Here is a 16,421-nt window from a genome sequence, read left to right as displayed (position 1 = left end):
GTTTCCTCAGGATTTAGCTTGAGAAAGTTCGCTGGCGTCTTCGCCAGTCAGTGGCCCCTTGGTTGGAGGCTCTTTCAGTTCAACGCGTTTGATCTCGCCAACAATAAAGATATAGCTGAACACCGCTACCACAGCGTTGGCACCCACGAACACCAGAGCCCATTTGAACGAGCCAGTGGAGCTGATGATGTAACCAATCACGATAGGAGTAGTGATCGAAGCGATGTTACCGAAGGTGTTGAACAGGCCACCGCTCAAACCGGCGATCTGCTTCGGCGAAGCGTCGGACATAACAGCCCAACCCAGCGCGCCTACACCTTTACCGAAGAATGCCAGGGCCATGAAGCCAACGACCATCCACTCGATATCAACGTAGTTACAGGCAACGATGGTCGTCGACAGCAGCAAGCCGCCGATGATCGGAGCCTTGCGAGCGAAGGTCAGCGAGTGGCCTTTGCGCAGCAGGTAGTCGGAAATCACACCGCCCAATACACCACCGATAAAACCACAGATCGCTGGCAGGGAGGCAATGATGCCCGCCTTGAGGATGGTCATGCCACGTTCTTGAACCAGATACACCGGGAACCAGGTCAGGAAGAAGTAGGTGATGCCGTTGATGCAGTACTGGCTCAGATAGATACCGAGCATCATGCGGTTGGTCAGCAACTGACGGATGTAGTCCCATTTAGGGCCGCCACTCTTGCCTTTACCTTTGCCCTGGTCTTGATCCATGTCGACCATGCCGCCGTTGTTGGCGATGTGATCAAACTCTTCCTTGTTGATACGCGGGTGCTGGCGCGGGCTGTAGATGACTTTCATCCAGATCGCCGAGAACACGATACCAATAGCACCCATCACGACGAACACATGCTGCCAGCCGAACTTGTAGACGATCCAGCCCATGAGCGGAGCGAACAGTACGGTGGCGAAGTATTGCGCGGAGTTGAAGATGGCAGATGCCGTGCCGCGTTCAGCGGTCGGGAACCAGGCTGCCACGATACGCGCGTTGCCAGGGAAGGAAGGCGCTTCGGCCAGACCGACCATGAAACGCAGCATGAACAGCACAACGACGGCGGAGCCGACGCCGAATTCACCTACATAGCCTTGCAGCAAGGTGAACAGCGACCAGGTGAAGATGCTTAATGCGTAGATTTTCTTGGAACCGAAACGGTCGAGCAGCCAGCCGCCTGGAATCTGACCAGCCACGTAGGCCCAGCCGAAAGCAGAGAAGATGTACCCGAGAGTGACGGCGTCGATACCAAGGTCTTTTTGCAGGCTGGAGCCCGCGATAGCGATGGTGGCGCGGTCGGCGTAGTTGATCGTGGTCACCAGAAAAAGCATGAGCAGGATCAAATAGCGGACGTGAGTCGGCTTGGACTGTTGCATGTGTGTGAACTCCCACTAATTATTTTTTTTACGCGGGTAAATCTATTTTTTACGCTGCTTGCGCCTGTCGGCCCCTTGGAAATGGTCGTGTGTACGACGCTCCCCACCCACAGTTAATGCGCTTCCTTACAAGCCGATGCAGACTTCATCAGCCCTTGTGTCGCTGGCAAACCGCCCATGGCACAAAGCCGCTGATCGCTCAGCGGCTTTGTTTCCGTGGTGTGTTACTGCTTACCTTGCTTGTCCATCAGCGCGGCGAGCATTTCGTACTCTTCGGCAGTCAGGTCAGTCAGTGGTGTACGCACTGGACCTGCGTCATAACCAGCGATCTTCGCGCCCGCCTTGACGATGCTGACGGCATAACCGGACTTACGATTACGGATGTCCAGGTATGGCAGGAAGAAATCGTCGATGTATTTGCCAACGGCAACGTGATCGTCTTTGGCAATAGCGTGGTAGAAGTCCATCGCCAGCTTCGGTACGAAGTTGAAAACTGCCGAGGAATACACCGGAACGCCCAGCGCTTTGTAGGCAGCAGCATAGACTTCAGCGGTCGGCAAACCACCCAGGTACGAGAAGCGATCGCCCAGACGACGGCGGATCGAAACCATCAGTTCGATATCACCCAGGCCATCTTTATAGCCGATCAGGTTAGGGCAGCGCTCAGCCAGTTGCTCCAGCAGCGGGGCAGTCAGGCGGCAGACGTTACGGTTGTAAACAACCACGCCGATTTTCACCGACTTACAAACGGCTTCAACGTGGGCAGCAACGCCGTCCTGGCTGGCTTCAGTCAGGTAGTGCGGCAGCAGCAGCAGGCCTTTGGCGCCCAGACGCTCTGCTTCTTGAGCGTATTCGATGGCTTGACGGGTCGAACCGCCAACGCCAGCCAGGATTGGCACGCTGGTAGCGCAGGTATCGACCGCGGTTTTGATTACTTCGGAATATTCGCTGGCTGCCAGGGAGAAGAACTCACCTGTACCGCCGGCAGCGAACAGAGCGCTTGCGCCGTACGGGGCCAGCCACTCAAGACGTTTAACGTAGCCAGCGCGATGGAAGTCGCCCTGCGCATTGAAGTCGGTAACCGGGAAGGACAGCAGACCGTGGGAAAGGATGGACTTCAGTTCTTGTGGATTCATTATTCGAACACCCTGGGAGCATTTATTGTGAATGGATCACCGGTCGTCTGCCGATGTCGTAAGTCATCGTACAACTGATAATAAAATCACTCAACAGGGATTTTCGGTTTTTTCCGTGAGCGGTAGCAGATGGTAGCGCAGGCCCCGGAAGAATGGGCCTTGGCGGGAAATTGAATAGACTAAGGTCGTATGATCACCTGGGCGAGCGGCCCTGCCGGACTACGCAAGTTCTGTGGGAGCTGGGCTTGCCCGCGATAAGGCTGGATGCGATCTGAAATGAACCGCATCCAGCCTTATCGCGAGCAAGCTCTGCTCCCACAGGTATTGAGGCGCGCCATCCAGCAGCACTCAATCAAGCCCTTTGCGATTCTGCCTCTTCATGGGCATGGCGCAGGCGTTCGCGGCTGTTGGTCAGGTGCAGGCGCATCGCGGCGCGGGCGGCGTCGGAGTCCTGGCGAGCGATAGCATCGTAAATTTCTTCGTGCTCACGGCTCAGACGGTTCATGTAATGCTGCTGATCGTCATGCGCAAGGCGCGCCGAGTTCAGGCGGGTACGCGGGATGATGCTGGTACCCAGGTGGGTCATGATGTCAGTGAAATAGCGGTTGCCTGTCGACAGCGCAATCTGCAGGTGGAACTGGAAGTCCGAACCCACCGCATCAGTGGCATGCAAAGCACTTTCATTCAATGCGTCCAGCGCCTGACGCATCGCCAGCAATTGCTCGTCAGTACGTCTCTGCGCCGCCAGCCCGGCCGATTCGACCTCAAGGCTGATACGCAACTCGAGAATCGCCAGCACATCACGCAAGGTGACGATGGTCGCCGGGTCTATCCTGAAACCACTGGGGCTCGGCGTATCCAGCACAAAGGTACCGATGCCGTGACGGGTTTCTACCAGGCCGGATGCCTGGAGACGTGAAATGGCTTCACGCACCACCGTGCGGCTGACGCCCTGCTCTTCCATGATGGCCGATTCGGTCGGTAGCTTGTCGCCACGCTTGAGCAGCCCGCTGCGAATCCGCTCGGACAGTTCAGTAACCAGCTCTTGCGCAAGGCTGCGGTGCTTGCGGCGTGCGCGAGGCAGTGCGCTTTGATTTTCCATATCCAACGTCAATCTCAAGCAATGAAAGAAGTGATGATAGCTCACCGGGTTATACGATCACATTCGTAAAAACGACTGAATAGTACGAACCGATCATACAACAGGCAGAGAATGCGGCTGTTCGCGTAAATCCCCGCCCTCGATTCGCAGCAGCCGCCTGTGAAAACGCTTCAGGCTGCTGCGATGGCCGATGCTGATCAGGGTTACATCCGGTAACTCATCAATCAGCGCCTGATACAGCAAAGCCTCGTCTTCTTCGTCCATGGCCGACGTGGCTTCATCCATATAAAGCCAGCGAGGCTTGAACAATAGCGCGCGAGCAAAGGCCACCCGCTGCTGCTCACCTGGAGACAACATGCGTTGCCAGTGATTGCTCTCATCAAGACGCGACACGAGATGCTCCAGCCGACAGGTCTTCAGCACCTGCGCGAAGCGCTCTGCCGGGTAGATTTCCACGGCCTGTGGGTAACTCATGGCCTCACGCAAGGTGCCGATGGGCAGATAAGGCCTCTGCGGCAGGAATAAATAACGTTCAGCGGGAAGCTGAATATGCCCTTTGCCGTCCTGCCATAACCCACCCAGTGCCCGCAACAAGGTACTTTTGCCACTGCCGGAGCGGCCGCCCACCATGACCCGCTCACCGGCTGCAACGTTCAGGCTCGTGTTGTTCAGCAACTGTCGGCTTGCGCCAAGTTGCAGCGCCAGCCCGGCCAGACTCAGCGAGTCACCGGCATGGCTGATTTCGATGGCTGAAACATGAGCTTCGTTCTGATCCAGGGCCTGCCGAAAGCTCAGCAGACGATCACATGTCGCACGCCACGACGCGAGCGTGGCGTAGGCGTCAATGAACCAGCTGAAGTTCTCTTGCACACTGCCGAAGGCGGAGTTGATCTGCATGAGTTCGCCCAGCTCGATCTTGCCGGCAAAGTAGCGCGGTGCAGCCACGACAAAGGCGAAGATGATCGCAATCTGTGAGTAACCCGCAGTAAAGAACGTCAGGCGCTTTTGCACGCGCATCATCGACCAGAAGTTGCTCCAGACCATGCCGAAGCGTGAACTCAGGCGCTGGTTCTCGTTGGGCTCGCCATCAGACAACGCGATGCTCTCGGCATTTTCCCGCACGCGAACCAGTGAGAAACGCAGGTCTGCCTCATAACGCTCCTGCTGGTTGCTCAGGGGAATCAACCGGCGACCGATCACGTGTGTGAGCCAACTGCCCACCACCGCGTAGAGAAACGCAGCCCAGAACATGTAGCCCGGGATCGTGACGCCGAGCACTTCGATGCTGCCGGAGACGCCCCACAAAATGATAGAAAAGGACACCAGACTGACCACCGTCTTCATCAAGCCAAGGCCCAGGCTCAATGTGTTGCTGGTGAATTGGTTGAGGTCATCGGACAAACGCTGGTCGGGGTTATCGGTGTAACCGTTCTGTTCCAGCTGGTAATAGCTTTTATGGCTCAGCCATTTGGTGAAATGCTGCTCGGTGAGCCAGCGCCGCCAGCGAATCGTGAGCATTTGCGTCAGATACAGGCGATATACGGCACCGAGAATCCCGACGGTGGCGATGCCGCAGAAATACAGAATCGACTGCGTGAAGGCCGCGAGGTCTTTCTTTTCCAGTGCGTTATAGAAGTCCCGATACCAGCTGTTGAGCACCACGGAAATGGCCACGCTGAACAGCGAAAGGACTATCACGGCGATCAAAAGAACCCAGGCCAGGCGCTTTTCTTCGCTTCGCCAGTAAGGGGTGATCAGTTTCCAGACGCGAGAGAAGAACTTCTCCCGCACGCTGTCATTGACAGTGGAATACTCGGCATTGCTACTCATGGTGACGACTCGACTTCTGGTGAAGTTCAGCGTCCGGGCGTTAGCGGCGGACGCACTGCGCGATCATCCATGACAAACAGCAACTGTTAGCGGCGTACGGGGCGTTTCTGCAACTTGCGCTGCAAGGTACGGCGGTGCATGCCCAGCGCTCTGGCGGTAGCGGAAATGTTGCCTTCGTGCTCGGTCAGCACACGCTGGATGTGCTCCCACTGCAAGCGATCAACCGACATCGGGTTGTCCGGCACCAGCGTGTCCAAGTCCGAATGCTGCGACAACAGCGCTGCGAGTACATCGTCGGCATCGGCAGGTTTGCACAAGTAGTTGCAGGCACCGCGCTTGATGGCCTCGACCGCCGTGGCAATGCTCGAATAACCGGTGAGGATCACTACGCGCATGTCCGGGTCCAGTTCAAGCAGCTTGGGCAGCAGCACCAGACCGGAATCGCCGTCCATTTTCAGGTCCAGCGCAGCGAATTCAGGGATGTCCGATTGAGCCAGGATCAAACCTTCTTCGGCGGAACCGGCGGTACTCACACGGAAACCGCGACGGGACATTGCCCGCGCCATTACACGCGTGAAAGTGGCGTCATCATCAACCAGCAACAGATGCGGCAGTTCTTCGCCTTCAACCTGGGTTTCATCGCTCATACATCATCTCCTCGGGCGTCACGGGGCAAGCGCAGCTCGGTGAGCGTGCCGCCATCCTCATGACTGTAGAGTTTTACCGAGCCACCTGCGCGGGTCACGCTGGCCTTGCTCAAGAAAAGGCCGAGGCCGAAGCCCTTACCTTTGGTAGTAAAGAAAGGTTTACCGATTTGTTCGGCGATTGCCAGTGGCACGCCGGGCCCATGGTCGCGGATGCTGATACAGATTTCCGTACTGTCCCAGTTCAGATTCACTTCCAGGCCCTCGGGGCAGGCATCGGCAGCATTATTAAGCAGGTTGAGCAGCGCCTGAGTCAGGTCAGGCGGCGGCGCAAGCATGGGCGCTGCATCCTTGCCAAGCAACTGAAACCGGTAGCTGGCCTCAGGGCGCATCAAGTGCCAACGATCAAGCGCTTCATTGAGCCAATGGCTGACGGTCTGCATTTCCACTGCCAGACGGCGGTTGGCCTCTGCGGCACGCACCAGTTGCTGCAGGGTCTGCTTGCACTGTTTGACCTGTTCCTGAAGGACTTCCAGATCATCCTGCAACGCAGGGTCATTGTGGTCCTGGCGCATTTCCTTGAGCAGTACGCTCATGGTCGCCAGCGGTGTGCCCAGCTCATGGGCCGCACCGGCTGCCTGCGTCGCCACAGCCAGCAATTGCTGATCGCGCAACCCTTCTTCACGGCGCTCGGCGCGCAGTTGCTCCTGACGTCGCAACTCCTCGGCCATCTTTGCCGCAAAAAAAGTGATGACGGCTGCGGCCAGGGCAAAGCTCAGCCACATGCCATAGATCTGCATGTTTTCCCGGGAGATCGGATAGGTGTCCAGCGGAAAGGAATGCCCCAGGAGCCAGCTGTACAGCGCCAGCGCGATGCCCGACAGCATCAGCGAATAGCGCCATGGCAACGTGACCGCCGCAATGGTCAACGGCACAAGGTAGTAAGAAACGAAGGGGTTGGTTGAACCGCCCGAGTAATACAGCAGCGCGCTGTGAATAAACAGGTCGAAAGCCAGCTGCACGGCGTACTCTTGCTCGGTCACTGGCAACGACGTGCGCAGGCGAACTGCCGTCACCGCACACCAGATCATCGAGAATCCGAGGGTAATCGCCAGTTGCATCCACGGCAGTGGCAACAAATGGAACAGGTACGCAATGCCCACGGAGCCGGCCTGGGCAGCCAGTACCAGCGTGCGGATAAACGTCAGACGCCAGAGATTCTGGCGCGTAGCGGACAACATTTGAACGGGGGCGAGCATGAGCTCTCCTGATGAGTGCTCCAGGCGGATCGCAGCGAGTATAACCAAGCAACAACAAAAACTGCGCAAACTGCGGCAAACCACCACAGGTTTCATGAATAATTTACCTTTCGTTTCGGCGATCAGGTGGCTGGCAGCCATGACGCTGCCGGAACCACATTCCTTACTCACAGTCTTAAAGCTTTGCGCCGCAGCAACCTGCGGTGCAGGCCTGTTCGACAACGACACGCCTCATAACAAGGAGTTTCCAATGTTCAGCCTTCGCTCTACCGCCGCCCTGCTCGCCCTCGGCGCCGCTGCCCTGACCAGCGTTCCAGCCCTGGCAGACAGCGTTAACTACAACCAGGTTTCTGTGCATGCGGAGGTCAATCAGGAGGTCACCCGTGACCTGATGAACGTCACGCTGTACAGCGAAGCGCAGAATACCGACCCGGCCAAACTGGCGGCCGAAATTACCGAAACCCTGAACAAGGCGCTTGGCCAGGCACGTCAGGTCAAGGACGTCACCATTCGCCAGGGTAATCGCAACAGCTACCCGATTTACGACGACAAGGGCCAGAAGATCACCGGCTGGCGCGAGCGCGCCGAGCTACGCCTGGAGAGCGCCGACTTCGCCGCGCTGTCCAAATTGACCGGTGAACTGCTCGGCGATATGAAGATGGGTGGTATGGACTTCTCTATCTCCAAACCTACCCGCAAGGCCAGTGAAGACACCCTGCTCAAGGAAGCCGTCACGGCGTTTCGCGCACGGGCCCAACTGGTCACCGAGGCACTGGGCGGCACGGGCTACAAAGTGGTCAACCTGAACTTCAACACGTCCGGTTACCCACAGCCCTATCTGCGTGCTCCCGTCATGATGATGAAAGCAGCTCGCGACTCGGCAGCGCCGACGCCTGAGGTCGAAGCGGGCACCAGCGATGTAACAGTGACTGCTGATGGCGTAATCGAAGTCGCCATCCCTTGATAACTATTGCTTGATAAGCCGGCGGCAGCCCCAGGTTGCCGCCACCTCTCCGGATCATCGCTCACCACTCGTACCCCGCTTGAATCCCCCACCTACAGCAATTGAAGGCAGGTCCTGCTTTTTCGGTCAGGCCCCGTCTATAAACTTCATCCGGCCTCACCCAAATCATTTCAATGCGACGCGACCTTATGCGTCTGCCCCCCCCCAAGGACTCACGGATGAATCCTCAAACTGCCTCACCGAAAAAAAACACCCGCTACATTAATCACCTGATGCATGGCAGCGAGGCGGTCGGCAAAAACGCATTCGCCTCTTCATCAGGCACGAGCCGACAGCGCCTGGACAGTACCTTTGCCCTGAGGCTCCTGACCGGTTTGGCCCGAACGTACGCTGCGCCTCAATTCATCATGGAAATGGCGAGTGTTTTTGGCGTGGACATCCCTCCCAGGGTGTATCTGGAACTGCAGAAAGCTCTGATCGCAGGGACCGTCCCCCTCCCTCGCTACGAGATTGTCTCGTCGGGTACCTATCCAGCCGATTACAACAACCGCGACCGGACCATCAGGATTCATGCGGCGGCAATGCAGCACATCGTCAAACACCCCGATGCCACCTGGGAGCTGCTGGCCGTGCTGCTTCATGAGTTCGGGCACCACCTGGACGATGTAATCCGCCGGGACATTGCCCCCCGCCACGCAGCCAGCACAGCGTCTCTGCATTCGGATTCCGCCGGCGAAGAAGGCTCCCGTTTTGCTTTGCACATGGCAGGGGCCAGGCAGCAGGAAGAAGACGACCTGATCCTCGGCCTCTACGTCGAGGGGGATAAAGCCGAACACCTCATCAAAATCAATTACGCCCAGGGCATGCAAGCGGTACGGGAAAGACAGAGTGACATCGTGCGGCTGGAGAGCGACGCGATGGACCCCGACCGCGAAGCATTTGAAGCAGATGGCAGCGGCAACGGCCTTTTCAGCCACGAACGAATCGAAGCAGGCCTGGAGGCGGTTGGCTTTGCCAAAGAAGACCTGCGAGCCATGTATTTCGGTAACTGGCTTCGGGATCATGCGCAATTACTGGATCCCAAGATCGTCCGGGGCAAAGATCAGAAGAAAGACTTCCCCGCGGTCATGTCGCGCGAAGCACTGACCGCGGTGGTCGATGTAATGGCCGCCAGAAAATTTCCCGAGTTAAGGGCCCAAGACAATTCCAGCTACAGAGTGACCGAGCAGAAACTGGGGGTCTACCGCCCTAGCCATCACATCGACAACCCGAAAGTCAAAAATCCCTATCCGGCGGATCCCACTGAGCGCGATCCGGAGTTTGAAGCCTGGGTGCTGGAAGATGATCCACTGCTGGAAGTCGACTACGACACATCGATGAAGTCGTACATACATCGTTCAGGCGCGAAGATGTACAGAGAACTGTACGCCGCCATGAAAGAGGGTTACACCCCCGAAGGTTTGCGCAAGCTGGGCGGAGCGCTGCATATACTCGAAGACTTTTTCGCGCACTCCAACTTTGTCGAGTTAAACCTCATTGCCCTGAATCATAAGGACGTACTGCCGTGGACAGGCCCGGCCGACTGCAAACACAAACTCCCAGTAGTGACCGGTACATTTGGAGGCACTGACATAATCGCCAGCCTGGCAGGCCCTATCGCTAAGCTCCTGGCACCAGGCCAGATATGGGATTTCGCCCCGACCAAGCCCGGCGATCGCTCCGAGTCGGAGCAAATGCTGCTGATTCTGCTCAATGAACATAACGAAGCGTGGTTGCTGGAGACGTTTCAAGACTTCCTTGCCGCCCGTGACAAGGCCAGCGCTAATCCCGGCTTCAATCTGCTTGAACTCTACTACTGGGTCATCTCCAGCCCCTTGCGTTTAGCGGGCAACGCCTATAGCACGATTTTCCAGGGAATACTGCAAATCATCGGCAACAGTATCGACGATATACAGACCCATACCGTGGCCGATCCCCATCGAACCGGGTCCACAGATCCCACGCACTCCCAGTTGTCCAAAGATCATGCCGATCATCCGCTGCATAAACTGGCGGCGAGCTGCGCTTCCAGCGCTATCAAGCAGGTGGCGGGCGCCATGCTCAATTACTGGCGGTTTGGCTCGGAGATGAAACCGACCGATATCGCCCTCAGCTATTTTGTACACCCGGAGGACACCTACCTTCTGGACGATATCTTTCTTGATTGGGCGAGCAAAAACCCCGAGCAAATCAAACGGGCCAGCTCTTTGACTGACCTCGAAAGACTGCACAAGGAACTTCAGGAAGTCGTACACACGAGGTTCCAGGCCTTTGCGAAGGAAAGTCTGAACTCGTGGGACTATCTCAAGAAACTCGGTAGCGCCATCGGGCTCAAGGATGTCGCAGAGATAAAACAACGCCAAAGCGCCAAGGCGATGGGCAGTAGCAAAGAGGCTTAAAACAGTTATCGGAAGCAATTTCGACTCTCGACATGCGAGGCTTGTGAGCGGCACGACAGTACGACATCCTGCGCTGTCCAACTGCCTGATGAAAGTCAGGCAGCCACTGCCGCACTCGCGAGGGTTCCATGGGAAAACATGTATTCAAACCACTGCTTTTGACCACCGCCCTTCTGGCCTGCGCGCCATTGGCTCACGCAGCGAGCACGCTGGTCTATTGCTCAGAAGCCAGCCCGGCGGGGTTTGATCCAAGCCAGTACACCAGCGGCACAGACTTCGATGCCTCAGCAGAAACGGTGTTCAACCGCCTGACGCAGTTCAAGCGCGGCGGCACTGAGGTCGAGCCGGGGTTGGCGACACGCTGGGACGTCTCCAACGACGGCCTGACATACACCTTTCACCTGCGTCCCGGCGTGAAATTTCATACCACTGATTACTTCACGCCCACCCGGGACTTCAACGCCGACGACGTACTGTTCACCTTCCAGCGCTTGCTGGACGCCAACCACCCGTTCCGCAAGGCATACCCGTCAGAGTCTCCTTACTTCACTGATATGGGGATGAACACCACGATCAAGAGCGTCGAGAAAGTCGATGACCAGACCGTGAAGTTCAACCTCAACAACGTCGATGCAGCGTTCGTGCAGAACCTGGCCATGAGCTTTGCATCCGTGCAATCGGCGGAGTATGCGGATCAGTTGCTCAAGCAGGGCAAAGCTGAAGAGCTCAATCAGAAGCCTGTTGGCACAGGGCCCTTCGTCTTCAAGCGCTACCAGAAAGATGCGCAAATTCGCTATGACGCCAATACCACCTACTGGAAACCCGAAGATGTGAAGCTTGATCACCTGATCTTCTCCATCAACGGCGATGCAGCGGTTCGGCTGCAGAAACTCAAGGCAGGCGAGTGCCAGGTCAGCGGTTATCCGCGTCCGCAGGACATTGAGCAGATGGAGAAGGATCCAAACCTCAAAGTCATTAGCCAGCCGGGCTTCAACCTCGGCTTCCTGGCCTATAACGTGACCCATCCGCCACTGGATCAACTCAAAGTGCGCCAGGCGCTGGACATGGCCATTGATAAACCGGCGATCATCAAGGCCGTTTACCAAAGTGCCGGGCAACTGGCTCAGAACGCCATTCCTCCGGGCCAATGGAGTTATGACCCGACTATCAAGGATGCACCGCACGATCCGGTAAAAGCCAAACAGCTTCTCAAGGAAGCCGGGATAGCACCGGGTACGCAGATCAATCTGTGGGCGATGACCGTACAACGCGCTTCCAACCCCAACGCACGCATGTCGGCCCAGATGATTCAGGCCGATTGGGCCAAGGTCGGCATCAAAGCCAATATCGTCAGTTATGAGTGGGGCGAGTACATCAAGCGCGCCAAGGCTGGCGAGCACGATGCAATGATCTACGGCTGGACGGGTGACAACGGCGACCCGGACAACTGGCTCGGTGTGCTGTACAGCTGCGCAGCCGTGAAAGGCAGCAACTACGCGAAGTGGTGCGACCCCGCCTACGACAAACTTGTACAGAAAGCCAAGCTGACAACCGATCGCGACGAGCGCATCAAGCTTTATCAACAGGCGCAGCAGATCCTCAAGGCGCAAGTGCCGATCACACCGATTGCCAACTCCCGGGTCTTCCAGCCGATGCGCAAGGAAGTACAGAACTTCAAACTCAGCCCCTTCGGCCTCACGCCGTTTTATGGTGTAAGCCTGACCAAATAACCGGACCATTCGAAAAATTGGTAACACTGCCGCGCCAATCGAGTGCATTCAACACGTTTGACTGCGCACGATTGGTGCGCAAAACCTTCCCGAATGCGACGCGCAAACGATCAAATGCGTCAGAAATTACACTTATGCGACATTCCTGTACGGTCGTGCCACACTTTGAGACTTCCTTGGCGTCAACATCTTGCTTTGGGTATGGCCCCTGCATAAGTATCGGCAAGATCGGCTCACAAGGTCAGATCCTCTATTTTAAAAATGACAACAACCTGAGGCCACCATGCTCAAACACGCGGTCATTCCGTTTCTACTCAGTGCAGGCTTGATCACTGCAGCTCCTTTCGCTCAAGCGGCATCGAACCTCGTGTTCTGCTCCGAAGGCAGCCCGGCCGGTTTCGACCCAGGCCAATACACCACTGGTACTGACTTCGACGCAGCAGCGGAAACGGTTTTCAACCGTTTGAGCCAGTTCGAACGTGGCGGTACCGCTGTAGTACCAGGCCTGGCCACTAGCTGGGACGTCTCCCCGGATGGCCTGACTTACACCTTCCACCTGCGTGAAGGCGTCAAGTTCCACACCACCCCGTACTTCAAGCCAACCCGCGAATTCAATGCTGATGACGTGCTGTTCACGTTCAATCGCATGATCGACAAGGATATGCCGTACCGCAAAGCCTATCCGACCGAGTTCCCGTACTTCACCGACATGGCGATGGACACCAACATCACCAAGATCGAGAAGGTTGATGCCCACACAGTCAAGATGACGCTAGGCACAGTCGACGCTGCTTTCATCCAGAACCTGGCCATGAGCTTCGCCTCCATCCAGTCTGCTGAATACGCTGACAAGCTGCTCAAGGAAGGCAAGCCGGAGCTGATCAATCAGCAGCCTATCGGCACCGGTCCTTTCGTCTTCAAGAGCTACCAGAAAGACTCCAATATCCGTTACACCGGGAACAAGGACTACTGGAAGCCTGAAGACGTCAAAATCGACAACCTGATCTTCGCCATCACTACCGACGCTTCGGTTCGTGCACAGAAGCTCAAGAAAGGCGAATGCCAGATCACCGCTTACCCTCGCCCTGCCGACCTTGCTCCACTCAAGGCCGACAAGGACCTGAAGATGCCGGATCAGGCAGGCTTCAACCTGGGTTACATCGCTTACAACACCATGGACAAGATCAAGGGTAGCGATCAGCCAAACCCTCTGGCCATCAAGGAAGTTCGTCAGGCCCTGGACATGGCCGTGAACAAGCAAGGCATCATTGATGCGGTGTATCAGGGCGCGGGCCAACTGGCTGTGAACGCCATGCCGCCAACCCAGTGGTCTTACGACACCACTATCAAAGATGCGCCGTTTGACGTTGAAAAAGCCAAGGCCTTGCTCAAGCAGGCTGGCATCAAGGAAGGCACCGAAATCACCCTGTGGGCGATGCCGGTTCAGCGTCCTTACAACCCGAACGCCAAACTGATGGCCGAGATGCTCCAGTCCGACTGGAAGAAAATCGGTATCAACGCCAAGATCGTCAGCTATGAGTGGGGCGAGTACATCAAGCGCGCCAAAGCCGGTGAAAACGGCGCAATGCTGATTGGCTGGAGCGGTGACAACGGTGACCCGGACAACTGGCTCGGCACCCTGTTTGGCTGTGACGCCATCAACGGCAACAACTTTGCCAAATGGTGTGACAAGCCGTTCGATACCTTGATCCACCAGGCCAAGGAAACGACCGATCAGGCCAAGCGTACCGAACTGTATAAACAGGCACAGCACCTCCTCAAAGAGGCCGTGCCAATGACGCCTATCGCGCACTCGACGGTTTACCAACCAATGCGCACTTCCGTACAGGACTTCAAGATCAGCCCGTTTGGTCTGAACTCGTTCTACGGCGTTAGCGTTACCGGCAAGTAAGACCAAGTAACTGCGCTGTCAAACAGCGCAGTTACCTCCTTTTGTCGGATATATAAATATTCGTATTTCCCTGTGGGAGCTGCCGAAGGCTGCGAATCGCGGTGCGTCAGATATAACGCTATCGCAGCCTTCGGCAGCTCCTACATAAAGTGCGCTAACTACATACAGAAGTTTCCCACGCGCTTTTAGGCACCAGGTACTACATACAGTCTCGCCCAACGGACATACCTTCGAGGGCGCGGGCCAAGCTATTTCATTTTGTTACTGAGCAGTCGAGAAGGCTTCCAGCTTGCAGGCAATGCTTTGCCTGGCAATTGTTGGGCATTAACTACTCACTTGAAGGATAAGGATCATCATGCGTAAAACCATTGCCATGTCGTCGTTGTTCAGCCTTGGTTTGCTGGCCATGACGCCTGCGGCTCAAGCCGCAAGCAATCTGGTGTTTTGCTCGGAAGGCAGCCCGGCAGGTTTCGACATCGCCCAGTACACGGCCGGCACCGATAACGACGCCGCCGAACCGATCTACAACCGCCTGACAGAATTCGAACAGGGCAGCACAGCAGTCATCCCGGCACTGGCCACCAAGTGGGATGTTTCCGAAGACGGCCTGACCTACACCTTCCACTTGCGCGAAGGGGTGAAGTTCCACACCACGCCGTACTTCAAACCAACCCGCGAGTTCAACGCCGATGACGTGCTGTTCACGTTCAACCGCATGCTCAAACAGGATCACCCGTTTCGTGTCGCTTACCCGACCGAATTTCCGTACTTCAACGGCATGGGCCTGAACAAGAACATCAAGTCGGTGGAAAAAACCGATCCGCTGACCGTGGTCTTCACCCTGAACAAGGTTGATGCCGCGTTCATCCAGAACGTCGCGATGAACTTCGCCTCGATCCTGTCCGCTGAATACGCAGACCAGTTGATGAAGTCCGGCAACCTGCACGACATCAACCAGAAGCCTATCGGTACCGGCGCCTTTGTATTCCAGCGCTACCAGAAAGACTCGCAAATTCGCTACAAGGGCAACAAAGAGTTCTGGGACCCGAGCCGCGTCAAAATCGACAACCTGATTTTCGCCATCAATACCGACGCCTCGGTACGGATGCAGAAGCTCAAGGCCAACGAGTGCCAGGTTTCGCTCAACCCACGCCCGGCCGATATCCAGAAGCTCAAGGAAGACAAAGACCTGAGGGTGATGGAACAGGCTGGCTTCAACCTGGGTTATATCTCGTACAACGTGCGCCATGAGCCATTGGGCAAACTGGAAGTGCGTCAGGCGCTGGACATGGCCGTCAACAAGCAGGCGATTATCAACGCCGTGTATCAGGGCGCTGGCCAACTGGCCGTCAATGCGATGCCGCCGACCCAGTGGTCTTACGACGAGACCATCAAGGACAACCCGTACAACCCTGAAAAAGCCAAAGAGCTGCTGCGCGCTGCGGGCATCAAGGAAGGTACCGAGCTGACCCTCTGGGCAATGCCGGTACAACGTCCTTACAACCCCAACGCCAAACTGATGGCTGAAATGCTCCAGGCCGATTGGGCCAAGGTGGGTATCAAGGTCAAGATCGTCAGCTACGAGTGGGGCGAATACCTCAAGCGCACCAAGGCGGGTGAGCACGATATCTCGCTAATCGGCTGGACTGGTGACAATGGTGATCCGGACAACTGGATGGGCACGCTGTATAGCTGTGCGGCCATTGGCGGTAACAACTACTCCATGTGGTGCGACGAGAAATACGACGCACTGGTCAAGGCCGCTGTTGCCACCGCGGACAGAGAGAAGCGTACCGACCTGTACAAACAGGCCCAGCAGTACTTGAAACAGCAAGTGCCAATCACGCCGATCGCTCACTCCACGGTTAACCAGCCGCTGCGTAAAGAAGTGCAGGGTTTCAAAGTCAGCCCGTTCGGACGTAACACTTTCACCGGCGTCAGCGTCGCCGACTAAGCAAAAGACCAACAGACACTCACTGCCCTTGACCAGGGGCGGTGAGTATCACCGTTCCAGAAATTC

Annotated in this window: 11 protein-coding genes; 5 read left to right on the top strand and 6 right to left on the bottom strand. The window is 56.5% G+C overall.

Going from position 1 to position 16,421, the window contains the following annotated elements; all coding sequences use genetic code 11:
• Window positions 1-6: 6 nt before the first annotated feature.
• From ACYASS_RS23780 to ACYASS_RS23755, 6 genes are all read right to left on the bottom strand, one after another.
• Entirely contained in the window at window positions 7-1,386 is a 1,380-nt protein-coding gene (locus ACYASS_RS23780; RefSeq protein WP_463587939.1) for an MFS transporter, read from the bottom strand.
• A gap of 224 nt (window positions 1,387-1,610) precedes the next feature.
• The gene (gene kdgD / locus ACYASS_RS23775) at window positions 1,611-2,522 is read right to left on the bottom strand and encodes a 5-dehydro-4-deoxyglucarate dehydratase (RefSeq protein ID WP_027901126.1); all 912 of its coding nucleotides are present in this window, start codon (window positions 2,520-2,522) and stop codon (window positions 1,611-1,613) included.
• Window positions 2,523-2,874: 352 nt separating this feature from the next.
• Window positions 2,875-3,624: a FadR/GntR family transcriptional regulator gene (locus tag ACYASS_RS23770; protein ID WP_122666767.1), complete on the bottom strand. Its 750-nt coding sequence runs from the start codon at window positions 3,622-3,624 to the stop codon at window positions 2,875-2,877.
• A gap of 93 nt (window positions 3,625-3,717) precedes the next feature.
• Window positions 3,718-5,454 (bottom strand): ABC transporter ATP-binding protein/permease, encoded by a 1,737-nt coding sequence (locus ACYASS_RS23765; protein WP_463587938.1) that lies wholly within the window; start codon window positions 5,452-5,454, stop codon window positions 3,718-3,720.
• A gap of 86 nt (window positions 5,455-5,540) precedes the next feature.
• Window positions 5,541-6,101, bottom strand: coding sequence for a response regulator transcription factor (locus tag ACYASS_RS23760; protein WP_122395569.1), 561 nt, complete (start codon window positions 6,099-6,101; stop codon window positions 5,541-5,543).
• A complete protein-coding gene (locus ACYASS_RS23755; RefSeq protein WP_243247181.1) occupies window positions 6,098-7,357 on the bottom strand; it encodes an ATP-binding protein in 1,260 nt (419 codons plus the stop codon). Before ACYASS_RS23755 ends, ACYASS_RS23760 begins: the two co-directional genes overlap by 4 nt.
• Window positions 7,358-7,607: 250 nt before the next feature.
• On the opposite strand from ACYASS_RS23755, the gene ACYASS_RS23750 reads away from it, so the two are divergent.
• The 5 genes from ACYASS_RS23750 (at window position 7,608) to ACYASS_RS23730 (ending at window position 16,355) form a co-directional block, all read left to right on the top strand.
• Complete coding sequence (locus ACYASS_RS23750; RefSeq protein ID WP_463587937.1) at window positions 7,608-8,321, top strand: SIMPL domain-containing protein; 714 nt, start codon at window positions 7,608-7,610, stop codon at window positions 8,319-8,321.
• A 218-nt stretch (window positions 8,322-8,539) separates the two neighbouring features.
• A complete protein-coding gene (locus ACYASS_RS23745; protein ID WP_463587936.1) occupies window positions 8,540-10,759 on the top strand; it encodes an HET-C-related protein in 2,220 nt (739 codons plus the stop codon).
• 128 nt (window positions 10,760-10,887) lie between these two features.
• Window positions 10,888-12,489, top strand: a complete 1,602-nt coding sequence (locus ACYASS_RS23740; RefSeq protein ID WP_463587935.1) for an ABC transporter substrate-binding protein — start codon at window positions 10,888-10,890, stop codon at window positions 12,487-12,489.
• 283 nt (window positions 12,490-12,772) lie between these two features.
• Entirely contained in the window at window positions 12,773-14,401 is a 1,629-nt protein-coding gene (locus ACYASS_RS23735) for an ABC transporter substrate-binding protein (protein ID WP_463587934.1), read from the top strand.
• A 355-nt stretch (window positions 14,402-14,756) separates the two neighbouring features.
• Complete coding sequence (locus tag ACYASS_RS23730) at window positions 14,757-16,355, top strand: ABC transporter substrate-binding protein (protein ID WP_463587933.1); 1,599 nt, start codon at window positions 14,757-14,759, stop codon at window positions 16,353-16,355.
• Window positions 16,356-16,421 lie beyond the last annotated feature (66 nt).

The organism is Pseudomonas sp. HP_14, from assembly GCF_055283875.1.
This window is presented reverse-complemented; position numbering and strand designations above follow the sequence as displayed.